We start from the raw sequence: 23,542 nt of genomic DNA on the forward strand, positions 1-23,542 counted from the left end.
CGATGAGTAGTCTGGATGATTGTTTAACCCAGATGAGAGAACGTTCAGAAACACCAATAAGTCCATTCTATGGGCATAGGATTTTGATAACCATGAACAAACTGAAGATTTACCTGTTTTTACTCCTGACAATTGTCATCAGTGATGTGTATGCCCAACAGCCGACTAAAGTTTTGGTCATGGGTGACAGCTTAAGTGCGGGCTATGGCATAGACATTGAGAAAAGCTGGGTCAGCTTGCTTGAAAAAGAATTAACGAAAAAAAATGATGTGCAGATCATTAATGCCAGTGTGAGTGGCGAAACCAGCTCTGGTGGGAACAACCGCTTAGGCGCACTGTTAAATGAACACAAACCGGATATCGTCATATTGGAACTGGGGGGGAATGATGCCCTACGTGGTCAACCGCTAAAACTGCTCGAAAAGAATTTACAAGCCATGATTGATTCCAGTAAAAAAAATAATGCAGAAGTATTACTGACTGGCATGCAAATTCCCCCTAACTACGGAGCGCGCTACAGTAATCAATTTAAAGAGCTTTACCCGAAACTGGCGGAGAAAAATAACATCGCACTGGTGCCATTTTTGCTTGAAGGTATTGGCGGTAGACCAGAGCTGATGCAGCGAGATGGCATTCATCCCACCGCTGAAGCACAACCCATTATCGTAAATAATGTAAAACCAGCACTGGAAAAAATGTTGCAGTAGCTGCTATTCAGCTAGCATAGCTTTCAATGCTTTTTATGGTGCAATAGGCTCAAGATAATCGACCAGCAACTGCAAATTGGATTTACCGCGAAACTCATTGATATCCAATTTAAACGCCGCCCGTACTTTTTGTAGATGGGCATTGGGCCAAAGCGCTGGATCAATATTAAAGGCGATAGCATCAATCAGTTGTTGCCCCTGTGCGTCAACCGCAAGCGTCATTTTTAAGTGATTGGCGCCCACCAATTTTTGTTGCAACAGATAAAACTCACCATCAAAGGTTGGCTCAGGAAAATGCTGCCCCCATGGGCCAGCGTCGCGCAACTGACCAGCCAATTGCAGTGAAAAGTCTGGTGCGGTCAATTCACCGTCACTAATAACAATTGCTTGTAAATCGTCATCATCCAAGTGGCGACGAACTTCTGCATCAAACGCTTGGGCAAAATCATCAAAGTGTTCACGCAACAAACTCATACCTGCCGCCATTGCGTGACCACCAAATTTTTGCAACAAATGAGGATGGCGAGCAGCGACTGCATCCAATGCATCACGAATATGAAAACCGGGCACCGAGCGCGCAGAACCTTTAATTTGACCGTCACCAACATCGGCAAAAACAATTGTGGGGCGATGGTATTTATCTTTGATACGCGACGCCAAAATACCAATAACACCTTGATGCCAAGTCTCATCAAATAAACACAAACCCCAAGGCAAACTCGCGGCATCAGCCTGCAAAGTTTTTTGCAGCATGGCCATCGCCTCTTGCTGCATACCTGTTTCAATTGCTTTGCGGTCGCGATTCAGTTCATCCAGCTGTGCTGCCATTTCACGTGCAAGATTTTCGCTCTCGCACATCAAACATTGAATGCCGAGCGACATGTCATCCAAGCGCCCCGCTGCATTTAAGCGCGGCCCTAACGCGAAACCAAAATCACTCGCAACCAATTTATGCGCTTGTTTACCCGCGACTTCCAACATAGCTTTTATCCCGGGGCGACAAACTCCGGCGCGAATACGCTGCAAGCCCTGAGCGACCAGAATGCGGTTGTTGTAATCCAATGGCACTACATCCGCGACAGTACCCAGTGCGACCAAATCCAAAAAACTCGCCATATTAGGTTCGGTAAAGCCACTTTCTTCAAACCAACCCATTTGCCGTAACTCGCCTCGCAAGGCATTCATTACATAAAAAATAACGCCAACACCGGCAAGATTTTTACTGGGAAACTCACAACCGGGCTGATTGGGATTCACAATCGCATCGGCATCAGGCAGTTCAGCACCCGGCAAATGGTGATCAGTAACGATTACGGCAATCCCCAATTCACGCGCGGCATTTACACCATCGATACTGGAAATGCCGTTATCCACGGTGATAATAATATCCGGCTGCTGCGCAGCCGCAACGGCAACAATTTCTGGCGTCAAGCCGTAACCATATTCAAAACGATTGGGCACCAGAAAATCCACATCCGGCAAGCCCATGGCTTTTAATGCCAACACCGCCAGTGCACTGCTGGTAGCGCCGTCCGCATCAAAGTCACCCACAATGATTATTTTGGCTTGTGCCACAACGGCATCGGCCAAAATACTTACTGCCTCAGGTAAACCTTTGAAATTAGGCTTATGTAAATTCAACAAGGGATATTGCAGCTCGCGTTCACTCAGCACTCCGCGCGCCGCATAAATACGTTGCAACAAAGGATGTACTGCTGCAGTAAATTCAATAGTGGGCGACAGCTCTCGACGACGGATAGCTTTTTGCATAAGTACTTTTTTAACTCAGATAATTAATTAAAGTTTGATTCGCAACAATAAAAAAACGCCGCAGAGACTGCTCCCTGCGGCGTTTGTTAGCACGATAAATAAAAATTATTTGCGCACATTGGCAGCAACAAACTCTTGCACTTTGGCAAGATCTTGCGGCAATACCGTGTAGCGCTCTTCGCGCTCAAATAAATCTCGCATATGGTGAGGCAATACCGGATCTGCGCCCTGCCCTGCTTTACGTACCGCTTCCGGGAATTTCGCCGGATGTGCTGTAGCCAAAATAACCATCGGAATATCCTGACGACGACGGGTTTTACGCGCCGCATCAACACCAATCGCAGTGTGTGGATCGAGCAAATATTCGGTGCGGTCAAACACCGAGCGAATCACATCGATAGTGACTTCATCGCTCACACCATGGCTGGTGAACAATTCGCGCGCGCGCGCCAATGCTGATTCTTTCAGGGTCATGCTGCCGGATTTAAAATCTTCCATCAGCTGACGAATTGCATTGCCATCGCGGTCATACAAATCAAACAACATACGCTCGAAGTTGCTCGACACCATAATGTCCATACTCGGCGACAAGGTGTGTTGCAATTGGTTTTTGCTGTGATCATTACTGCTAATGCAGCGATGCAAAATATCATTGCTGTTAGTCGCAATCACTAACTGGTCAATGGGCAGTCCCATTTGTTTGGCGAGATAGCCAGCAAAAATATCACCGAAGTTGCCAGTGGGAACCGAGAAAGCGATAGGACGATGCGGGGCACCCAATGCCAAGCCTGCATAAAAGTAATACACGATTTGCGCCATGATACGCGCCCAGTTAATCGAGTTTACGGCAACCAGTTGGCGGCCTTCAGGCAGGAATGATTGATCGCCGAAACTGGCTTTCACCATATTCTGGCAATCATCAAAATTACCTTCGAGCGCGATGTTAAATACATTCGGCGCAAGCACGGTGGTCATCTGGCGACGTTGAACATTCGATACACGATTGTTCGGGTGCATAATGAAAATATCGATGTTGTCGCAACGGCGACAACCTTCGATAGCAGCAGAACCGGTGTCACCAGAAGTAGCGCCCATCACTACTACTTTTTGATTGCGCTTTTTCAACAAATGATCGAGTAAGTGACCTAAAAACTGTAACGCAAAATCTTTAAACGCAAGTGTTGGCCCCTGGAACAATTCCAGAATCCACTCGTTGTGACCGGTTTGTACCAGCGGTGCAATCGCATCGTGGCGGAACGTTGCGTAAGAATCCGCGATAATTTTTTTGAAATCTTCATCGCTAACAGCACCAGCAATAAAGGGTTTCATCACGTTAAACGCGAGTTCTTGATAAGACAAACCTGCCCAGGAAGCAATTTCTTCTTTGGTAAATTTTGGCAGGGTTTCGGGCACATACAAACCGCCATCAGGTGCGAGGCCAGTGAGTACCACTTCTTCAAAACTGAGTGCGGGCGCTAGGCCGCGGGTGCTTATGTATTTCAAGATTAGGCCCCTTAATTATTTCAATGCTTCAACACGGATGCGCTGTACCGCACCACTAATTGAGTCCAGCGCTTCAATGCTGCGAATCGCTGCTGTGAGCTTTTTGTCTTGCACTTTATTAGTGAGCAAGATGAGCGGCACAGTAGACTCGCCCTCTGTTGCCTCACGCTGAATCATCGCTTCAATACTGATACCGGAATCACTCAAAATGGTCGCAATCTTTGACAGTACGCCAGGCTTATCCTGCGCCGACATGCGCAGATAATTAGCAGTCTCCACCTCTTCAATAGGCAGAATTGGCTGTGCAGACACAAATTCTGCACCGAAGCCTAAATAGGGAACACGGTGTTCCGGGGATGCCGTCAAGGTGCGCGCCACATCGACAATATCACCGACAATTGATGAACCGGTTGGCTCTGCGCCAGCACCGGCCCCGTAATACAAGGTAGCCCCCACTGCATCCCCCTTGACCAATACCGCATTCATCACACCATCAACATTGGCAATCAAACGCTTTTCGGGAATCAGCGTGGGATGAACACGCAACTCAATACCTTTATCAGTACGACGAGCGATACCAAGGTTTTTAATGCGATATCCCAACTCTTCTGCGTAAGTTACATCTTCGGTGGCAATCTTGGTGATGCCCTCGGTGAATACCTTGTCAATTTCCAAAGGAATACCAAACGCGAGCGACGCCAGAATCACCAACTTATGTGCCGCATCGATCCCCTCAACATCAAAGGTAGGATCAGCTTCGGCATAACCCAATGCCTGGGCTTCAGCAAGCACATCTTCAAAGGAGCGACCTTTGTCACGCATCTCTGTAAGAATGAAGTTTCCGGTGCCATTGATGATGCCGGCCAACCATTCGATATTGTTAGCTGCCAAGCCTTCGCGGATTGCTTTGATGATGGGAATACCACCAGCAACAGCCGCCTCAAATGCAACCGTTACACCTTTGGCTTTTGCGGCCGCAAAAATTTCATTGCCATGATGGGCGATGAGCGCCTTGTTGGCAGTGATGATGTGCTTACCGTTTTCAATCGCTTTAAGAATCAAATCCTTAGCAACGGTAGTACCCCCCATGACCTCAACCAGAACATCAACATCCGGGTTGTTGGCCACATCAAATACATCACGTGTCACATTGTATTTTGAGGTATCACAGTTTGGATTATCGCGGCGCGCACCAATTTGTACGATGGTAATGTCGCAACCGGCACGGGCATCAATCAGCGCTTTATTGCGCGTGAGAATATTTACTGTACCACTGCCCACGGTGCCCAGACCGCAGATGCCAATTCTTACCGGTTTCAAGGTGAATTCCTCGTCAAATGCTAGTGAAAATTACGCCAATACTAAAAAAGACGGCCACCATACTCATGGTGGCCGTCAGTGTCAATTGCGCGGTGAAGGCCGGGTAAAAGAAGTCCCGACCGACCTTCAAAATCTCCGCAAGCGCTTATATACCCAAGGTTTTTGCCAACTCCTCTGGCGGCAAATAGCCAGGCATTAACTTACCATCTGGTAAAAATAATGCCGGTGTTCCGTTAACACCTAATTGGCCACCCAACTGGAATTGTTTTGCAACTGGATTATCGCAAGTTGCGTTAGCTACCGTCTGACCTGCCTTCAGTTTTGTCATAGCATCCAGCTTGTCTTTCGCACACCAGGTTGAAACCAACTTATCTGCCGATGGACTGGGAATTCCTGCACGAGGATAAGCCAGGTAACGTATCTCTATACCCAGATCGTTGTAGCCTGGTTTTTCCTGACCACCCTCATTATAAGTATGCATTTGACTGTGCAATTTACGGCAATAACCACAATCAATATCCGTAAAAACATAAACAACTGCTTTGGCTTTACCTTTTGGTTTGAAGTTAATACTGTCTTTTGCACTTAAACTTGCTAGCGCTTTTTTACGCTCCTCAATGACATAAGGATCTTCAATTTTCGAAAAACCTGTCGCATCAATCCCAAAAATCTCACCTGCTATAAACTTGTCACCTTCAGGTGTCACAAACAACAACGGACCACCGGGAACTTGTACTTGATAAAGCCCTTTAATAACAGCAGGACGTGGCTCGCCAAAATTAATGTCGGGACGCGCTTGGCGCAGCTTTTCCAGAATGGTTTCCTCTGTGGTTTTGCGCTTTAAGAGGTCACCTTGAGCAGACGCTAAAGGTATTGCAACAAATGCACCCAGCGAGAAACCAGCCAAGGCGATAAAACCGAGTTTTTTTAATATTTTTATCATCTATATATCTCTTAAAAAAGTGAAAATAATATGAGGTTAAACCACACCTATTATCAGTCAACCGCGCGGATGGTGTTCAGCATGCTGCTGCTTCATACGAACCTTTGCGATATGGGTATAAATTTGGGTCGTTGATAGATCGCTATGACCGAGCAGCAACTGTACCACACGCAAATCCGCCCCGTGATTCAATAAATGTGTCGCAAAAGCATGGCGCAGGGTATGAGGGGACAAATCTTTTTGAATTCCAGCAACCATCGCCCAATGTTTGATGCGATACCAAAAGGTCTGACGCGTCATAGGCTGCGCACGCGTACTAGGGAATACTATCTCATCAGGCACATTATTCAGCAACACAGGTCGCGCTTCTCGTAAATAGCGAGCCAACCATGCAGAAGCTTCCTCCCCCATCGGGATTAATCGCTCCTTGCTACCCTTACCCAATACCCTAATCACATTTTGGCGAAGGTTAATCTGTGACATCGTCAAATCTACCAGTTCACTAACACGCAAACCACACGCATAAAGCACTTCAAGCATAGTGCGGTCGCGCAGACCAACAGGGTCACCAAGGTCAGGCGCAGCCAGCAATGCTTCGACATCAGCTTCACTCAAAGATTTCGGCAAAGAACGCGATAATTTAGGATTATCAATAAGCGTTAATGGATTTTCTGCCACTTTATTTTCGCGCAACAAATACCGATAAAACCCACGCACACAAGATAGAAAACGAGCCGCTGTGCGACTGGATAAATTCGCCTGTAAGCGCTCACCCAAATACTGCTGCACTAACATGGTATTTACACCGACCAGATCAGCCCCCACGTTTGATAACCAAGAAGCAAATTGCTCAAGATCGCGTCGGTACGATTCCTGAGTATTGCCACTCAATCCTTTTTCCATCCAAATAGCATCTAGATACTCCGCTATCAATTGGGTATCTGCCCCAGATATTTCTGCTTTAACTCCATCACTCATATTCCGACACCACACACCGAAGCACTTTCTTAAAGGACTGTAACGGTTTAAATGATCTCCAGCAACTAATAACATGCCCATAAAAATGCAAAAAGCCGGAACAGTTTCCTGTCCGGCTTTTTACGTACGATGTATTTAACCCACAGGCTAAGTGCACCGCAATAAATCTTATACCAGCTTCTCTTTGATACGAGCAGCCTTACCAGTAAGGTCACGCAGGTAGTAAAGTTTGGCTTGACGCACATCACCACGACGCTTCAGGGTTACGCTGTCGATCATCGGGCTGTGAGTTTGGAAGGTACGTTCAACACCTACACCGTGAGAAATTTTACGCACAGTGAATGCAGAGTTAAGACCACGGTTACGAATGGCAATTACAACACCTTCGTAAGCCTGTACACGCTCGCGATCACCTTCTTTTACTTTCACGTTTACAACAACAGTGTCGCCTGGTGAAAACTCGGTGAGATTTGCTTTCAGTTGTTCGTTTTCCAACGCCTGAATAATTGGGTTACTCATTGATATTCTCCTAAGAGTCTATAGCTTCACAGCTAGAGTTTGTCGTATCAAGGTCACGACGATATTCCGTCAACAGCTTATGCTGCTCCTCGGTTAAATTTATTGCACGCAATAAATCGGGCCTTCTCAGCCACGTTCGCCCTAACGCTTGTTTCAAGCGCCAGCGCCGAATCAGTTCGTGATTACCGGATACCAACACCTCCGGCACACGCATTCCTTCAAAATCTTCAGGACGAGTGTAATGGGGGCAATCCAATAAACCATCCGTAAATGAATCTTGCTCTGCTGAAAGTGCGTGCCCAAGAGCACCTGGAATCAGCCGTGTTACTGCATCGATCAGCACCATTGCTGGCAGCTCACCGCCACTTAACACGTAATCACCGATGGACCATTCTTCATCGATAACTGTTTGTATCAATCGCTCATCGATACCTTCGTAACGACCCGCCACCAACACCATATTGCTGTAGCTCGCCAACTCAGCTACACCAGATTGATCCAGCGTGCGTCCTTGGGGTGAGAGATAGATGACTTTTGCATCATCACCTGCCCAAGTTTTGGCGGCAGCTATAGCATCGCGCAGTGGCTGCACCATCATCACCATACCGGGACCGCCACCAAAGGGGCGATCGTCTACCGTTGAATGACGATCATGTGCAAAATCACGCGGAGTTAGTGTTTTTAATTCCACTAAACCTTGCTTGATTGCGCGACTGGTTATCCCAAAACCGGCAATCGCGTTAAACATGTCAGGAAAAATGGAAACAACCGCAATTTTAAGCAATTGACGATTACCCCTCTCGCCTCACAGCGTTTACGCCAAAATTTTGAGTTTTAAGATAATTTAAAACTCAGGATCCCAATCGACCAGCATTTCGCCAGCATCTAGATCAACAGCTAGCACGAACTGCTCGGGAACATAGGGTATCAAACGCTCGCGCTGATCAATACTCTGTGCATCTGCCGCAACAACTAATACATCGTTTGCGCCAGTTTCCATTAATTTGGAAATTACCCCGAGACGCTGACGCTCACCACTAAACCGGGTAAACACTACCAAACCCTCAAGCTGGCTCCAGTAATACTCACCATCATCTAACTCAGGTAAGAGGTTACGCTCTACTGCAATATCGACTGCAGTGTACTGTGCTGCCAAATCACGATCATCAATACCGACAATATGAGCGACATACGCGTCACCATGAGGTCGGGCCTCATCGATCTCAATTTTTTTAACACCGTGCTTGGTTTTTAAAAACCAGGGCTGGTACTCAAATAAATTATCTTGCGGCTCAGTGTAAGAGTGGATTTTCACCCACCCCTTTACACCATAAACAGCGGTAATTCGCCCAACATTAACTAAATTAGATTCCGCAGACATCAGGCGCCTTCAACTATTTATTTGGCGAGGCAATTAAGCCGCTTTTTTGCTTTCTTTAACCAGCTGTTCAGCGCGTTCAGAGAATTGTGCGCCTTGACCAACCCAGTATTGCAAACGATCCGCATCAATACGCAGACGCTCTTCTTGACCACGAGCAACCGGGTTGAAGAAACCAATGCGCTCAATGAAACGACCATTACGGGCGCTGCGGCTGTTGGTTACGGTCAGATGATAAAAAGGGCGCTTTTTAGAGCCACCACGAGACAGACGAATAGTTACCATTGAGGTCTTCTTCCTGTGTTTACTGGTAAGGGAAAGGCAAGCTTTCCGGTTAAAAATCGTTAGTCGCACAATAAGCTATGCGAAAGGCGCGGCATTTTAAGGGAAAGATATTACTTTGTATAGGGCAATAAACTAATCCAGAGAATTAACCCACCCCATTAGCTATGGGGCGGCAGTAATTCAACCACTAGATCTAGACAAACATATCCGCAAAACGATTAGTGAAAGACAAATCAATCGGCTGGGCAAACCCGGGCAAACACAGCTTATCCAGATCCACAGTAATCAGCGACTCATCAATTAAACCTTCACCAAAATGGTAGATGGTCGCAAAATCACCCTTAAGCGCAGCGGCGTCGTAGGCGACCGAGGCCGCACGCACTGATGCGCGCTTGAGCTGATATTCAGCGAACTTTTCCGCCCCATAACGACAAGCCAGCATCGACTCCACAACGTGAGGCGCAAACACGCTGGCGGTAGCATTATTACCACCAAAGCCTTTTGAGTTCAGAAAAGCAACATCAACCGGCTCATTACGCACCACATCGACCGTCGAAATAGCGAGACGATCCGCAAAAACATCATCAGCAACCTTATCGATAGTCTTAATACCAGGAACAATGCCGTACTTAAAAACACCCAAACTAGTGATCAGCTGCTCACCACTGGCTGCCGATAACGAGTGCCCAACGTAAGCCTTTACCGCAGCCACAGGCCACTTGGTAATGCCAAACACTTGTGCAATCTGATCAAAAATTTGCGATTCGGTCACACGGTTCTGCGGTGTACTCGACCCATGCGCCTGCACCAAAGAGCGTTTTTGAACAGCCTCATCACCAAGAATTGCGCGCACCGATGCCACCGCTTTGGCCATGGTGATGTAATTGCCTGGACCAGGCGCTGAGATAGACTTTTTAAAACCATCCGCATTGATAAACACATCACCCACGGCGCCGTGCACATCAGCCCCCAACTCCATTACCAATGCATCATCCATCAAGACAACATATTGGCTCGCCTCTGCCATAGTAAAACCAGCATTTTCACCAAACGGGCGACTGGTACGACGAGGATCTACCTCATCAACACCGTCCAATTTCTTGAGCTTATCTTCGCTTGCCAGTGCACCCATAGTGGCATAACCGTCGATAATCTCGGCAACAATAGGGGCTTCGGCACAACCAACCAGCGCAACGCGGCATTTACCCGAAGCAATATCATCCGCCGCCGCTTGCAGGTTGTAGAGGAAAGAGGCGCAAGCACCAGTAATGGCGCCGGTCTGCCCTACACTTCCCAGAATGTAGGCGTTCACAAAATCCGCCGGCATAGTATTTAAACCGAGCGGACACTGCTTGGCACTGACACGCCCCCCCTTGAGCCGTGATTGCAATAAACCACCAAAACCATTTTCATCCATCTGACTCATAACATTGCTGGCATAGACACCAACCTGGTCAGGTTTTACCGAATCGATAATTACCTGCCAATCCAAACCGGTTGACTGCAGAGCATCGGAGGCACCAATCACAGCAAGCTGCAGCGCACGCGGATGATAATGGGAGTTGTAGAGTGCGCCAGGATTAAAACCGCGAGGCATTTGACCGGCCGACTTAACCGGTAAATCCCGGTAGCTGTCAAATTTAACACTCAACCCAGTTGGAGAAGTAACGCGAACACGATCAGCGTCAACCTCCTCCACCAACCAATCTGCAGGAACAGGTTCTGGCAGATCGCGCTTACGCATCTCAACGATGAGTGGCGCATCGCCCGCCCCCAAGGTGGCAGACTTCTGCCAATGGGCAGCATCAACATCAAAAAAAGTCTTGTCGATACGGCGAATTAAAGTGCCATCGAGAATTTCTGCGCCAAAACGTGACTCTATGGTAGCAAGATCAATTGGTTCATCGTTTTGGTCGCGATAGCTGCCTTCTACAAAACTAATCAGCCCCATCATGACGGCTAAACCAGCCAGAGTTTCCTGCCGCTCATGAGCATCAAGACTCTCTATTACCATGCGACGATAGGCGTGATGCCCCGAACTGCGACCCGCAGCATTAAATCCACCAAACCCCACAATAATCGGTAGGCGCGCAAGAGACATACAAACTCCAATATCCACAATCAAGAAATTAGCGAGAAGTGTATGGTGATCCCTATACAAGATCACCTTCTTATTTAGTCATTTTTACTGCTAAATTAGCCATGCATACACAAACCCATTCAGATATAGCGGTACCCCAAGCCTTATGAACAATATCCCACCAATAAAAATTCACTTTTTGCTGTGCGAACACATGCTTGCCACCAGCAGTACCCTACCCATGGAGATGCTGTTAGCAGCAGAAAGCGCTGTACGAACCATGTTGGAACCGGAGCAACGGCGAGATATTGAGATACACACCCTCGCGATCACCAATGAACCCATACTGACGCGAACCGGAATGCACTGGCGACCAGACCTGACCATCAATCAGGTTTCACAGAGCGATTTAATTTATATTCCAGGCTTATGGCGCAACCCACGCCCCATTATCAAAAAAAATGCTGCGATAGTGGCATGGCTGCAACAGCAGCATCAAAACGGCGCCATCATTAGCGCAGTAGGCACTGGCTGCTGCTTTCTCGCCGAGGCAGGTTTACTCGACGGCAAAGCAGCCACAACCCATTGGCATTATTTTGACCAGTTTCAAAAGGACTACCCGCAAGTTCAACTCAAACGACAATATTTTATTACTCAAGCGGGCAGTCTCTACTGTGCTGCAAGTGTCAACTCTCTTGCCGACTTGACCATTCACTTTATCCAACGTTTTTTTGGAAAGGAAATAGCCAGCCATGTTGAGCGCCACTTTTCCCATGAGATCAGAAAGTCTTACGAGAGTAGCGGTTTTTTTGAGGCCAACAAAAATCCGCACCCAGATGAACAAATCACCCAGATACAAATCTGGCTTGAAGACAATTATTATCGTGAAATTTTATTTCCGCAGGTATGCGAACGTTTTGGTATGAGCGTGCGTACACTTAACCGCCGCTTCAAAAATGCACTGGGGCAAACACCACTTGAATATCTTCAAAATATTCGCATCAATACCGCCATAGATTTACTAAAAACCAGCAATTTATCAATAGCAGAAATCGCTGATAAAGTCGGCTATCAAGACACCAATTACTTCACCACTTTATTTAAAAAACATCTTGCAACAACACCCAATGCCTATCGCGAAACAGTGCGGGCAAAATTATTCCGCACATAAAAAAACCTCGCCATCGATGGATAGCGAGGTTTTTACTCTTAAATATAAAACTATTTAGACCAAAGAAAAATCAAGCCGCACTCACAGTTGCATCCTCGGGAATACCAGATCCAGCCTGCACAACAGTAAGCTTATCTGCTTCGCGAACACCAATAGGAATAGTGCGTGGCTTCATAGACTCAGGAATAACGCGCTGCAAATCTATGTGCAAAAGCCCATTCTCGTAGTGCGCCGACTTTACTTGCACATGGTCAGCCAACTGGAAGCGACGCTCAAAACTACGCGCAGCTATTCCTTGATGCAAATAAGTACGCTGCTGCTCATCACCCGCCTTGTTTGCAGATATTGTCAGGTTATTTTGATTCACTTCTATGGTTAATTCAGCCTGATCAAAACCGGCAACTGCCATAGTAATTCGGTACTTATCCTCCCCCGTTAATTCAATATTATAGGGAGGGTAACTGGGCTGGTTTTGTTCTGCGCGAGAAAGATTGTCCAGCAGATTCGCCATGCGATCAAAACCAATTGCTGAACGATAAAGTGGGGTGAAGTCAAAATTACGCATATCCGATATCCTCAAATGAGCAATACAAATGTAGCGGCTTATCTATGATCAAGCCATTTCAAAATAGTGATTCTCTATCATCGAGCCATCACGTAACTGAAATGAGGATGTAGAAACAATTTTCAAGGCAACCAATAAATTATTTTCCAAAAATTTTTTCAAATGCCGTTTGTAGCCGAGGATATTCAAATGAGAAACCTGACTGCAGAATTCGCTCAGGCATTACTCGCTGGCTTGCCAACAACAGAGCATCCGCCATTTCGCCAAATAATAACCGCAGCAGCATCGCAGGCATAGGTAACAACGCGGGACGATTTAACTGCTCCGCCAAACGCGCCGTAAACTCACTGTTAGTGACAGGCTCTGGGGCGACAGCATTGTATACGCCGGATGCATCACCATGCTCCAGCAAATAAATAAACAAGCGAATCAAATCATGGCGAGAAATCCACGACATATAATGCTCGCCAGCTCCCATCCACCCCCCAAATCCCCATCTGAACGCAGGCAGCATTTGTTTTAGCGCACCGCCATGACTATCGAGCACGACACCAATTCGGACTATACAAAGACGGGTAAAGTTAGACGCAAACTGCCGTGCAGCCAACTCCCAATCACGACACAACTGAGCAGCAAAACCATCACCAACGGCTGCCGATTCATTCAAGATGGAGCTTCCCGCATCACCATAAATACCTATGGCACTAGCATTAATCACTACAGCAGGGAAAAGCTGCTGATCTGCAAAAAAACGGTACAGTGTGTTCGTAAAATCTATTCTGCTCTGCCGGAATAGTTGCTTTGATTGCTCATTCCAGCGCCTGCCTCCCAGCGACTCCCCCGCCAAATTAATTAAGGCCACAAATGCCACACCTGCAAGTTCGCTTAAGCCACTTACAAGACGAACCTGTTTATTCAAATAACGCGACGCACGCGGCACGTCACGGGTCAGCACCCAAACTTCATATCCATGATCGATGAGCTCAAGACACAGCGCACCACCAATAAATCCACTCCCGCCGGTCACCAATACACGACCCTTATCCAATGAATCATTTTTCATAACAAAGCCTCCACTGCATATCACCCTAATTTAAGCCTTAAGCCTTTGATTTTTATTACCTCAAAACAAATCAAAACGATCACCCTACGCCACCATCTTAAGCACTATATGGCACTAAGATCACAAAGCTCTATAAGAGAGACCAAAATGTTATTAAGAAAATGAGCAGAAAACTTGATATTTATATCAGGATGATCAATATAAGAAGTGAGGGCAACTGAAACCTGCCTAGGCAGTAACAAACCCTCTCAACATAAACGTTAAGGAGCTTTACGATGAAACCTGCTGTCGACGTTGTATATCGTGATTTGGATTCTTCTGCTGCACTCAACGACATCATTACCAAGAAACTCGAAAAACTCAGCCGCTACACCGACCAAATAATTCACAGCCGCGTCGTCCTGGATGCCCCACACCAACACAAACACAAAGGAAAACAATACCGAGCCTCCATTGAGCTCGATATCAAAGGCCATCCTGTGGCGATTACTCAGGATGATGAATCGATTCATGTTGCTGTACGTGATGCTTTTTCCAGCGCTGAACGCAAAGTTAAACAACTTGCCGCACGCCACCGCGATCGCTGAAAAAACAAGCTGAGCCACTGGAACTTTATCTACCTGAAATAAAAAAGGCCGAAATCAATTAAGATTTCGGCCTTTCAGAAAACCTACAAATTATTATTTTGTGGCTTCAAGTTGTGCAGATTTTTTGCCGATCAACACATTCAAGTTGGATAAAGACTGGATGTGACTGTAGATCAATTCCAAGCCATCCTTTTTGAACAAATCCAAAGCATCTGCATCACTAAGTGCTTTAAGCTTTTCACGCTTAACCACATAAAAACCCATTAGGTTCATATTGGCATCTTCACGCCCCTTAAAGGTAATATTGGCTTGCATAGGCTCAAGTAAATCGAGTTCATGCAGACGCTTACAAAATACCTTGGTCATTTCAGCGCGATATTGATAATCCTTAAGGAACTCCACAACCTCTTTCAAATGCGCGCTTTGCTCACCATTCTCTTCAAACAGCTTACGTCCCTTGCTGCCGTCTTTGATCACTGTTGCGCTATCCGCATCAATGCAAAGCGCCATAGTATCAGCTGCTTTATCGCCCCCCAATACAAATGGATAGCGACGAATGAATGCAGGAATGTAGCGAGAAGTAAATTGATTCTTTTCATTTAGAACCAGATTTTCGCCCTCTTTCAGCCCCATAATAGCTAGAGGAATATACTCACCTTCATTGGCGGTTGCCGAAAAAACAATAGGGAATTCAGCGGCAGCAAAAGGAATTTCTGTGGCCAGAACCGGCACAGAAATCATGTGCGATACAAAAGAATAATCTTCAACTTGTACCGACCAGTTACGATGAACTTCAGATGACAGTGGTTGAATGTTGTCATAAATCATTAATTGCTTTGCCACGAGAATACCTCTATTTATTTTCTATGCAGGGAGTTAGCGATAAACAATACGAGAATGCATGTTAGCACTTTGAGGAAAGACTGCCACTAGAATTGGCACAGTGAAGCACGGCTATAACAGGAGAAGAAAATTCTGACAATAAAAAAGCCGCTTATAAGCGGCTTTTTTATAAAACTAATTGGTCGGAACGGCGGGATTTGAACCCACGACCCCTACACCCCCAGTATAGTGCGCTACCTGACTGCGCTACGCTCCGATATTTTCTGTCGCCCCAGCAGTTCGAGCCGTCACGAAGAGGATCGGCATAATACCCGAATTTATTACCAATGCAATCGTAGTTTTAATAATTAGCATTGGCATTGGTGAAATCAGATATTTCACAATCAAAACGATTATGAATTCACCAAATAGATAAGTTTGAAGTACTTTATTTAACCTTCAATAAATCAAGCAAGTGCTCCAAATCATCGATCATGCGCACTACTAACTGATTGAGCTGGCCAGAGCTGGAGCCATTATCCTCATTAGTCATCTGCAGCCGGGCACCACCAATAGTAAAACCCTGATCATATAAAAGACTGCGAATTTGGCGGATAGTTAATACGTCCTGCCGTTGATAATAGCGACGATTACCGCGCCGTTTAACCGGATTTAATTGCGGGAACTCTTGCTCCCAGTATCTTAAAACATGCGGTTTAACTGCACATAACTCACTGACTTCACCAATAGTGAAGTAGCGCTTACCGGGTATTACGGGAAGTTCGTCGTTATGACTCGGTTCCAACATAAGCTTCTACTCGTGCCTTAAGTTTTTGTCCTGGGCGGAAAGTGACCACACGCCGAGCGCTAATAGGAATTTCCTCGCCCGTCTTGGGGTTCCTACCAGGACGCTGACTTTTATCGCGCAATTCAAAATTGCCGAAGCCAGAAAGTTTGACCTGCTCGTTATTTTCCAAAGCATGGCGGATCTCTTCAAAGAAGAGCTCCACCAATTCTTTGGCTTCACGCTTATTGAGTCCGAGATCCTCATAAAGTTTCTCGGCCAAGTCTGCTTTGGTCAGAGCACCGTCCGACATAGTTATTATTCCCTATCTGAGGGTGGCGGAAAAATTCGCCCCCAGATACTGAACAATCGAGTCAATGGAGGCGTTGATCTCATCTTCATTAAGAGTGCGTGAAGGATGCTGAAAGGTCAACCCCATAGCGACACTTTTTCTATGTGGATCAATACCTTTGCCCATATATACGTCAAAAACCTTTAAGTCGATAAGGTGTTCACCCGCCTGCTCTTTAACCGCCGCCAAGAGCTTGTCAGCAGCCAAATCGCGATCGACCAACAGCGCCAGATCGCGGCGCACCTCAGGGAACTTGGACAGGGAAGTAAAGGCCGGGATTCGCGCCTTTAACAACGAACTGAGACGCACTTCAAACAAATACACCGACTGAGGTATATCCAGCTGCCGCTGCAAGCTTGGATGCAATGCCCCGACTACTCCCTGCCACTCGCCATCGCGATAAATCGCTGCCGTCTGGCCAGGGTGTAATGCGGAATGATTGCCCGGCTTAACAGTGAATGCTGATTCATCACCTGTTAGTGCCAGCAGTGATTCAAGATCCCCCTTGAGATCAAAGAAATCCACTAGCTCGGCAGCATTAGACCAGGACTCAGGCGCGCGACTGCCATAGATCAAACCAGCAAGCATAGCCTCCTGTTTAAGACCATCTGCTGACGGAACAAAACGCAACCCCGATTCAAACAAACGCACACGGTTCTGTTGGCGATTGAGGTTGTTGCGCAACACGCTGACCAAACCTGGCATCAAACTGGTGCGCATTGCTGCCATATCAGCGCTGATGGGGTTACGCAACACAACCGGTGACGTTTCCGGATCAAACAATGCGGATAACTTCGGCTCGATAAAGCTGTAGGTAATCGCCTCTTGATAACCGCGTGCGATCAGCTGATTGCGCAGAGCTGGCAACCCCATTTTCGCTTCGGGGTGAGGTTCGATATCCAGAGGTGCAGCAAGGCTTCTTGTTGGCAAACGGTTGTAGCCATATACGCGCGCCAGCTCTTCAAGCAAATCTGCTTCGATGGAAATATCAAAGCGGTAGCTGGGAACAGCAAACACCCAGCCTTCTGCGTTTTGCAACAGCAAAGTCAAACCTAACCGGGCAAGAATATCGACGACCTCGTTGTCCGCCATCTCCAGACTCAGGCCACTAAAAATGCGGGCTTTACGTAAGGTGACCTGGCGCTCTTGTGGCAAATGCTCGTTGGTGACATGAACAACAGGACCCGCTTCACCACCAACAATTTCCAGCAGCAAAGCGGTGGCACGCTCAATAGCATCCAACTGCAAGCTGTAATCCACACCGCGCTCAAAGCGATGCGAGGAATCGGTGTGCAAACCGTAAGAACGAGCACGGCCAGCTATCGCCAGCGGATTAAAGAAGGCACTTTCCAAAAAGATATCGCGCGTAGTTCCTCCTACCGCACTTTGCTTACCACCCATAATGCCAGCAATAGCCAAGGCTTTTTGTTGGTCGGCGATAACCATGGTATCGGCATTGAGTTTGATCTCCTGCCCATCCAATAATTGAATCGATTCACCCTGCTGCGCCAACCGCACATGAATGGCACTGCCGAGTTTGGATAAATCAAATGCGTGCATAGGCTGGCCCAATTCGAGCAGCACATAGTTGGTCACATCAACCACGGCGTCGATACTGCGCAACCCTGAGCGAAACAACTTATCTTGCAGCCAAGCCGGACTTGGGCGAGTGATATCAATATTGCGGATGACACGGCCGACGTAGCGGCTACAAGCGAACCCCGCTTCAAGATGCACGGGGAAACTGTCGGTAATGGATGCAGCTACAGCAGGGATTGCCGGCGCAGTGACGGGAGCGCGATTCAATACACCAACCTCGCGTGCAACACCTTTAACACTCAAGCAATCGCTGCGATTCGGAGTCAAATCGACTTCGATCAACTTGTCATCAAGGTTCAAATATTCGCGCAGATTAACGCCCACGGGAGCATCGGCGGCCAATTCCCATAAACCGGTATCATCATCGCCCGCTTTTAACTCGGTTTGGCCACAAAGCATCCCAAATGATTCAACGCCACGCAGCTTCGCCTTTTTAATCTGGAAGTCGCCCGGTAATTGCGCACCGATAGTGGCAAAGGGGATTTTGATCCCAACACGCGCATTAGCTGCACCGCACACAACCTGACTAAGACCATCGGGCAGGCCAGCTACCTGGCATACACGCAGTTTGTCGGCATCGGGATGTTGTTCACAGCCAACAATCTCGCCAACAATTACGCCGGTAAAATCACCAGCGACAGATTCCACCGCATCAACTTCCAAACCAGCCATAGTGAGCTGGGCGACTAATTCATCGGTACCTATGGCTGGGTTAACCCACTCGCGCAGCCAGGATTCACTGATTTTCATATTTCATTCATTCCGTTAAAACTGTTTCAAGAAGCGCAAGTCGTTCTCAAAGAACAAACGCAAATCGTTTACGCCGTAGCGCAACATCGCCAAGCGCTCTACGCCCATACCAAATGCAAAACCGGTATAGGTTTCAGGATCAACACCACTGGACTTAAACACTTCCGGGTGAACCATGCCGCACCCGCCCACTTCTAGCCAGCCAGTGTTTTTACACATGCGACAGCCTTTGCCACGGCATTGCGTACACTGGATATCCATCTCGGCTGATGGTTCGGTGAATGGGAAATAAGATGGGCGGAATCGTACCGGAACATCAGCCTCAAAGAACGCCTTCAGGAATTGATCCATGGTGCCTTTGAGATCGGCAAAACTGATATTTTTATCGACCACCAACCCCTCAACCTGATGAAACATCGGCGAGTGAGTCACATCAGAATCGCAGCGATAGACACGACCAGGGCAAATCACGCGAATCGGTGGCTGTTTGTTTTCCATGGTGCGCACTTGCACAGGTGATGTGTGGGTGCGCAATACGTGAGTATCATCCACATAGAAGGTATCGTGCATCGCCCGCGCGGGGTGATGGGATGGAATATTGAGCGCTTCGAAGTTGTGATAGTCATCTTCGATTTCAGGGCCCACTTCAACGCTATAACCGACAGCAGCAAAGATTTCTTCGATGCGCTGCAATGTACGAGTTACCGGATGTAATCCGCCGGTGTGCTGACCACGGCCTGGCAAAGTCACATCAACTACTTCGCTGGCGAGCTTGGCGTTAATCGCTGCCTGCTCTAACAATTCTTTGCGCACATTAAGCGCGTCCTGTACTGCATCTTTAGCTTTGTTGATTTCAGCACCAGCAGCAGGACGCTCCTCTGCCGATAATTTACCCAACGTTTTCATCAACGCGGTAATGCTGCCATTTTTGCCGAGATAATTCACACGCACTGTATCCAGCGCAGTCAGATCTTGGGCATCGGCGACGAGTTTGAGCGCTTCTTGGGTAAGCGCAGCGAGATTTTCCATCTGCTTTTCCAGTACGAATCGTTAACTATCGAATAAATACAGCCATAAAAAAAGGGAAGAACCCTAAAGCTCTCCCCTTTCATCGCGTTCACACAAGCCCTTGCGGGCTTGAGGTTGTTGGACGATTAAGCAGCCAGAGCTGATTTAGCCTTCGCAACAACAGCAGCAAATGCTGCTTTGTCATATACAGCCAGATCAGCCAGTACACGACGGTCGAGAACGATGCTCGCCTTTTTCAAGCCAGCAATCAATTGGCTGTAGGACATGCCTTCAGCGCGCGATTGGGCATTGATACGAGTGATCCACAAAGCACGGAAATTACGCTTTTTAACGCGACGATCGCGGTAAGCATACTGACCAGCTTTGATAACCGCTTGTTTGGCAACACGGAATGTACGCGAACGTGCACCGTAGTAACCTTTAGCAGCTTTTAATACTTTCTTGTGACGACGACGCGCCTCTACACCACGCTTAACACGGGCCATATTACAATCCTCTCAAAATTAATAAGCGCTATTAGATAGCACGGAACAAACGTTTTACGCGTGGTACATCGGCTGCATCAACGATGCTAGTGCCGCGCAGTTGGCGCTTACGCTTGGTCGTCATTTTGGTCAGGATGTGGCTCTTGTTAGCGTGCTTGAATTTAAAGCCAGCGCCGGTCTTTTTGAAGCGCTTTGACGCGCCGCTATGTACTTTAGCTTTGGTTGCCATGTGATAGAACTCCACACATATAGGTAAATAATATAAATAATCAAGGCAGCTAAAAGCCCGACTATTTTCTCTTTTTGGGGGCGATCACCATGGTGAGCTGCTTACCTTCCATTTTGGCAGCCTGCTCTACGGTGCCCATTTCTGCCAGATCGGTCTCGATGCGCTGCATCATTTCCATCCCCAGCTCTTGGTGGGCGAGTTCGCGACCGCGGAACTTTAAGGTTACCTTGGCCTTGTCCCCATGCTCAAGGAAGCGCATCAAAGCCTTTAATTTGACTTGATAATCCGCTTCCTCCGTCCCTGGGCGAAATTTCATTTCCTTCACCAGCTGCTGCTTTTGTTTCTTTTTCGCAGCGGCTTTGGTTTTCTTGATTTCAAACAGATGCTTGCCGTAATCCATAATCTTACAGACTATTGGATCGCTATCAGCAACGATCTCCACCAAGTCAAGGGTAGCGGCTTGCGCCTGCGCCAGTGCATCGCTCAATGCGACGATACCGACCTGCTCACCCTCTGCGTTGATTAAACGAACCTGCTTGGCTTCGATCTGATCGTTGATCCGCGCTTTCTTAGAATTGCCTTTGGCCGCGGGAGCGTTATCTCGTTTGATAGTTGTATCTCCAGTAAATTAATAGAAATAAATCTTTTTTCGCTTTAGCGACTTTTTGGTCAAAAAACTTTCTTTTAAGCAGAAATATTTCGACCTCGACGCGCTATATCGGCGGTCAAGTGCGCGATGAAAGCTTCCAGATTCATTACACCCAAATCTTGTCCGTCCCTTGTACGAATCGCAAGTGATTGATTTTCAACCTCTTTATCGCCAATGACGAGCAGGTAGGGAACCCGCTGAATTGTGTGCTCGCGGATTTTAAAGCCGATCTTCTCATTTCTCAAGTCCGGAATGACGCGGAAGCCCTTTTCACGCAAGGCTTTTTCTACCATTTTGACGTAATCGGCCTGATTATCGGTGATATTCATGACCGCCACCTGAGCTGGCGCCAACCAGGTTGGGAAGGAACCCTCATAGTGCTCGATCAAAATCCCCAGGAAACGCTCGAAGGAACCGAGAATAGCGCGATGTAACATCACCGGACGTTTACGCTGATTGTCTTCTGCGACATATTCCGCATCTAGGCGCTCGGGCAATACATAATCGAGCTGGATAGTACCGCACTGCCATGAACGGCCAAGGGCATCTTTGATCTGATATTCGATCTTCGGACCATAGAAAGCGCCTTCACCCGGCAACTCTTCCCATTCCAGACCAGCAGCGCGCAGCGCCGTGCGCAGCCCCTCTTCCGCCTTATTCCAGGTATCCAAAGTACCGGCGTACTTTTCAGGACGAAGGGACAATTTCACCGCGATATCGGTAAAACCAAAATCGTCATAGATGGACTTGAGCATCTGGTTAAAAGAGGCAACCTCAGAGACGACTTGCTCTTCAGTACAGAAGATATGCGCATCGTCCTGCACAAAACCGCGCACACGCATAATGCCGTGCAGTGCACCGGAAGCTTCATTGCGATGGCAAGAGCCGAATTCCGCCAGACGCAGCGGCAAGTCTTTGTGTGAACGCAAGCCGTGGTTGAAGATCTGGATATGACCGGGACAGTTCATCGGCTTAACTGCAAAATCGCGCTTTTCCGATTCAGTGGTAAACATGTTGTCACGATAGTTTTCCCAGTGGCCAGATTTCTCCCACAGGGTGCGATCCATAATCATTGGTGTTTTGACTTCTTGATAACCCCAATCATTTTGTTTGGCACGCATGTACTGTTCGATTTGCTGCCACAGAGTCCAGCCTTTGGGGTGCCAAAACACCATGCCCGGTGCTTCATCTTGCAGATGGAACAAATCAAATTTCTTCGCCAGTTTGCGGTGATCGCGTTTGGCGGCCTCTTCCAGCAAATTCAAATAGGCTTTTAATTGTTTGGCATCGGCAAATGCAGTGCCGTAGATGCGCTGCAACATTTTATTGTTGGAGTCACCACGCCAATAAGCGCCGGACGTGCGCATCAATTTAAAGTTCAGGCAGAAGCGCATGTTGGGCACGTGGGGGCCACGGCACATGTCAACGTATTCCTCATGGTGATAAAGACCCGGCGTTGCATCTTTAGGCACGTCGCGATCCAGAATCTCCAGCTTGTAAGTCTCGCCACGCGCTGAGAAAACATCATAGGCTTCTTGCCAGCTGACTTTCTTTTTCACTACGTCGTATTCGGTTTTGGCCAATTCCAACATGCGCGCTTCCAAACGGGCGATATCCTCGTCGGTCAGCTTCTGCTCAAGGTCGATGTCGTAATAAAAGCCGCTGTCGATGGTTGGGCCGATCGCCATTTTCACATCGGGAAACAGTTGCTTGATTGCATGACCGAGCAAGTGCGCGCAAGAGTGACGAATAATTTCCAAACCGTCTTCGTCTTTCGGGGTGAAAATCACCAGATCCGCATCTTCAGTGATCATGTCATGGGCATCGACACGCTGACCATTCACACGGCCACCGAGTGTGGCTTTAGCCAGACCAGCGCCGATAGAAGCAGCAACTTCATAAACAGAGACGGGATTATCGAAAGGACGTTTGGAACCGTCGGGGAGAGTAATTACAGGCATGGTAGATCCTTGT

Annotated in this window: 24 protein-coding genes and 1 tRNA gene; 3 read left to right on the forward strand and 22 right to left on the reverse strand. The window is 47.5% G+C overall.

Annotation, left to right across the window (positions count from 1 at the left end; translation table 11 throughout):
* Nucleotides 1-2: 2 nt before the first annotated feature.
* A complete protein-coding gene (locus O59_RS09940) occupies nt 3-707 on the forward strand; it encodes an arylesterase (protein WP_232283063.1) in 705 nt (234 codons plus the stop codon).
* 33 nt (nt 708-740) lie between these two features.
* On the opposite strand, the gene recJ is transcribed toward O59_RS09940, so the two are convergent.
* The 10 genes from recJ to O59_RS09990 form a co-directional block, all read right to left on the reverse strand.
* Complete coding sequence (gene recJ, locus O59_RS09945) at nt 741-2,477, reverse strand: single-stranded-DNA-specific exonuclease RecJ (RefSeq protein ID WP_007642175.1); 1,737 nt, start codon at nt 2,475-2,477, stop codon at nt 741-743.
* Nucleotides 2,478-2,582: 105 nt separating this feature from the next.
* Nucleotides 2,583-3,980 (reverse strand): threonine synthase, encoded by a 1,398-nt coding sequence (gene thrC, locus O59_RS09950; protein WP_007642176.1) that lies wholly within the window; start codon nt 3,978-3,980, stop codon nt 2,583-2,585.
* 15 nt (nt 3,981-3,995) lie between these two features.
* Nucleotides 3,996-5,300 (reverse strand): homoserine dehydrogenase, encoded by a 1,305-nt coding sequence (locus tag O59_RS09955; protein WP_007642177.1) that lies wholly within the window; start codon nt 5,298-5,300, stop codon nt 3,996-3,998.
* A 145-nt stretch (nt 5,301-5,445) separates the two neighbouring features.
* Nucleotides 5,446-6,243 carry a DsbC family protein gene (locus O59_RS09960; protein ID WP_007642179.1) on the reverse strand — a complete coding sequence of 266 codons (798 nt, stop codon included), beginning with the start codon at nt 6,241-6,243 and terminating at the stop codon, nt 5,446-5,448.
* Nucleotides 6,244-6,300: 57 nt separating this feature from the next.
* A complete protein-coding gene (xerD, locus tag O59_RS09965; RefSeq protein WP_040392124.1) occupies nt 6,301-7,197 on the reverse strand; it encodes a site-specific tyrosine recombinase XerD in 897 nt (298 codons plus the stop codon).
* A gap of 192 nt (nt 7,198-7,389) precedes the next feature.
* Nucleotides 7,390-7,740, reverse strand: coding sequence for a 50S ribosomal protein L19 (gene rplS / locus O59_RS09970; protein ID WP_007642187.1), 351 nt, complete (start codon nt 7,738-7,740; stop codon nt 7,390-7,392).
* Between the two features lie 10 nt (nt 7,741-7,750).
* Nucleotides 7,751-8,524: a tRNA (guanosine(37)-N1)-methyltransferase TrmD gene (gene trmD, locus O59_RS09975; protein WP_255321699.1), complete on the reverse strand. Its 774-nt coding sequence runs from the start codon at nt 8,522-8,524 to the stop codon at nt 7,751-7,753.
* Between the two features lie 60 nt (nt 8,525-8,584).
* Entirely contained in the window at nt 8,585-9,121 is a 537-nt protein-coding gene (gene rimM / locus O59_RS09980) for a ribosome maturation factor RimM (protein ID WP_007642189.1), read from the reverse strand.
* Between the two features lie 33 nt (nt 9,122-9,154).
* Entirely contained in the window at nt 9,155-9,403 is a 249-nt protein-coding gene (gene rpsP, locus O59_RS09985) for a 30S ribosomal protein S16 (protein WP_007642190.1), read from the reverse strand.
* 193 nt (nt 9,404-9,596) lie between these two features.
* On the reverse strand, nt 9,597-11,504 hold the full coding sequence (locus O59_RS09990) for a beta-ketoacyl synthase (RefSeq protein ID WP_007642193.1): 1,908 nt from the start codon (nt 11,502-11,504) through the stop codon (nt 9,597-9,599).
* A 145-nt stretch (nt 11,505-11,649) separates the two neighbouring features.
* Between O59_RS09990 and O59_RS09995 the strand changes: the two genes are divergently transcribed.
* Entirely contained in the window at nt 11,650-12,654 is a 1,005-nt protein-coding gene (locus tag O59_RS09995; RefSeq protein WP_007642195.1) for a GlxA family transcriptional regulator, read from the forward strand.
* Between the two features lie 70 nt (nt 12,655-12,724).
* On the opposite strand, the gene O59_RS10000 is transcribed toward O59_RS09995, so the two are convergent.
* Together O59_RS10000 and O59_RS10005 are read right to left on the reverse strand one after the other, a co-directional pair.
* On the reverse strand, nt 12,725-13,219 hold the full coding sequence (locus tag O59_RS10000; RefSeq protein WP_007642197.1) for an Hsp20 family protein: 495 nt from the start codon (nt 13,217-13,219) through the stop codon (nt 12,725-12,727).
* A gap of 139 nt (nt 13,220-13,358) precedes the next feature.
* Complete coding sequence (locus O59_RS10005) at nt 13,359-14,282, reverse strand: TIGR01777 family oxidoreductase (protein WP_007642199.1); 924 nt, start codon at nt 14,280-14,282, stop codon at nt 13,359-13,361.
* Nucleotides 14,283-14,557: 275 nt separating this feature from the next.
* Here O59_RS10005 and O59_RS10010 point away from each other — a divergent pair, with 275 nt between their 5' ends.
* On the forward strand, nt 14,558-14,869 hold the full coding sequence (locus O59_RS10010) for an HPF/RaiA family ribosome-associated protein (protein ID WP_007642201.1): 312 nt from the start codon (nt 14,558-14,560) through the stop codon (nt 14,867-14,869).
* Between the two features lie 93 nt (nt 14,870-14,962).
* On the opposite strand, the gene O59_RS10015 is transcribed toward O59_RS10010, so the two are convergent.
* From O59_RS10015 to thrS, 10 genes are all read right to left on the reverse strand, one after another.
* Nucleotides 14,963-15,712, reverse strand: a complete 750-nt coding sequence (locus O59_RS10015) for a SapC family protein (protein ID WP_007642203.1) — start codon at nt 15,710-15,712, stop codon at nt 14,963-14,965.
* A 179-nt stretch (nt 15,713-15,891) separates the two neighbouring features.
* Nucleotides 15,892-15,968 (reverse strand) — tRNA-Pro (locus tag O59_RS10020).
* A gap of 171 nt (nt 15,969-16,139) precedes the next feature.
* Nucleotides 16,140-16,499, reverse strand: a complete 360-nt coding sequence (locus O59_RS10025; RefSeq protein WP_007642204.1) for a MerR family transcriptional regulator — start codon at nt 16,497-16,499, stop codon at nt 16,140-16,142.
* Entirely contained in the window at nt 16,480-16,788 is a 309-nt protein-coding gene (gene ihfA / locus O59_RS10030) for an integration host factor subunit alpha (RefSeq protein ID WP_007642205.1), read from the reverse strand. Before ihfA ends, O59_RS10025 begins: the two co-directional genes overlap by 20 nt.
* 12 nt (nt 16,789-16,800) lie before the next feature.
* Entirely contained in the window at nt 16,801-19,176 is a 2,376-nt protein-coding gene (pheT, locus tag O59_RS10035) for a phenylalanine--tRNA ligase subunit beta (RefSeq protein ID WP_007642206.1), read from the reverse strand.
* Nucleotides 19,177-19,191: 15 nt separating this feature from the next.
* The gene (gene pheS / locus O59_RS10040; protein ID WP_007642207.1) at nt 19,192-20,205 is read right to left on the reverse strand and encodes a phenylalanine--tRNA ligase subunit alpha; all 1,014 of its coding nucleotides are present in this window, start codon (nt 20,203-20,205) and stop codon (nt 19,192-19,194) included.
* Nucleotides 20,206-20,330: 125 nt separating this feature from the next.
* Complete coding sequence (gene rplT / locus O59_RS10045) at nt 20,331-20,690, reverse strand: 50S ribosomal protein L20 (protein ID WP_007642208.1); 360 nt, start codon at nt 20,688-20,690, stop codon at nt 20,331-20,333.
* 31 nt (nt 20,691-20,721) lie between these two features.
* Nucleotides 20,722-20,919: a 50S ribosomal protein L35 gene (rpmI, locus tag O59_RS10050; RefSeq protein WP_007642209.1), complete on the reverse strand. Its 198-nt coding sequence runs from the start codon at nt 20,917-20,919 to the stop codon at nt 20,722-20,724.
* A gap of 61 nt (nt 20,920-20,980) precedes the next feature.
* A complete protein-coding gene (gene infC, locus O59_RS10055) occupies nt 20,981-21,529 on the reverse strand; it encodes a translation initiation factor IF-3 (protein WP_081489679.1) in 549 nt (182 codons plus the stop codon).
* A 74-nt stretch (nt 21,530-21,603) separates the two neighbouring features.
* Nucleotides 21,604-23,529, reverse strand: coding sequence for a threonine--tRNA ligase (gene thrS / locus O59_RS10060; RefSeq protein WP_007642211.1), 1,926 nt, complete (start codon nt 23,527-23,529; stop codon nt 21,604-21,606).
* Nucleotides 23,530-23,542: the final 13 nt, after the last annotated feature.

It is taken from the genome of Cellvibrio sp. BR (assembly GCF_000263355.1).
Classification (GTDB): Bacteria; Pseudomonadota; Gammaproteobacteria; order Pseudomonadales; family Cellvibrionaceae; genus Cellvibrio.

Bases quoted from the DNA above. Each gene is read 5' to 3' on its own strand.
- O59_RS09960 (WP_007642179.1), bottom strand. From the start codon at position 6,243: ATGATAAAAATATTAAAAAAACTCGGTTTTATCGCCTTGGCTGGTTTC.
- O59_RS09995 (WP_007642195.1), top strand. From the start codon at position 11,650: ATGAACAATATCCCACCAATAAAAATTCACTTTTTGCTGTGCGAACAC.
- pheS (WP_007642207.1), bottom strand. From the start codon at position 20,205: ATGGAAAATCTCGCTGCGCTTACCCAAGAAGCGCTCAAACTCGTCGCC.
- rimM (WP_007642189.1), bottom strand. From the start codon at position 9,121: ATGTCTGCGGAATCTAATTTAGTTAATGTTGGGCGAATTACCGCTGTT.
- rplS (WP_007642187.1), bottom strand. From the start codon at position 7,740: ATGAGTAACCCAATTATTCAGGCGTTGGAAAACGAACAACTGAAAGCA.
- O59_RS10000 (WP_007642197.1), bottom strand. From the start codon at position 13,219: ATGCGTAATTTTGACTTCACCCCACTTTATCGTTCAGCAATTGGTTTT.
- recJ (WP_007642175.1), bottom strand. From the start codon at position 2,477: ATGCAAAAAGCTATCCGTCGTCGAGAGCTGTCGCCCACTATTGAATTT.
- O59_RS09990 (WP_007642193.1), bottom strand. From the start codon at position 11,504: ATGTCTCTTGCGCGCCTACCGATTATTGTGGGGTTTGGTGGATTTAAT.
- pheT (WP_007642206.1), bottom strand. From the start codon at position 19,176: ATGAAAATCAGTGAATCCTGGCTGCGCGAGTGGGTTAACCCAGCCATA.
- rplT (WP_007642208.1), bottom strand. From the start codon at position 20,690: ATGGCCCGTGTTAAGCGTGGTGTAGAGGCGCGTCGTCGTCACAAGAAA.
- O59_RS10025 (WP_007642204.1), bottom strand. From the start codon at position 16,499: ATGTTGGAACCGAGTCATAACGACGAACTTCCCGTAATACCCGGTAAG.
- O59_RS10010 (WP_007642201.1), top strand. From the start codon at position 14,558: ATGAAACCTGCTGTCGACGTTGTATATCGTGATTTGGATTCTTCTGCT.
- thrS (WP_007642211.1), bottom strand. From the start codon at position 23,529: ATGCCTGTAATTACTCTCCCCGACGGTTCCAAACGTCCTTTCGATAAT.
- rpmI (WP_007642209.1), bottom strand. From the start codon at position 20,919: ATGGCAACCAAAGCTAAAGTACATAGCGGCGCGTCAAAGCGCTTCAAA.
- O59_RS10005 (WP_007642199.1), bottom strand. From the start codon at position 14,282: ATGAAAAATGATTCATTGGATAAGGGTCGTGTATTGGTGACCGGCGGG.
- ihfA (WP_007642205.1), bottom strand. From the start codon at position 16,788: ATGTCGGACGGTGCTCTGACCAAAGCAGACTTGGCCGAGAAACTTTAT.
- O59_RS09940 (WP_232283063.1), top strand. From the start codon at position 3: ATGAGTAGTCTGGATGATTGTTTAACCCAGATGAGAGAACGTTCAGAA.
- rpsP (WP_007642190.1), bottom strand. From the start codon at position 9,403: ATGGTAACTATTCGTCTGTCTCGTGGTGGCTCTAAAAAGCGCCCTTTT.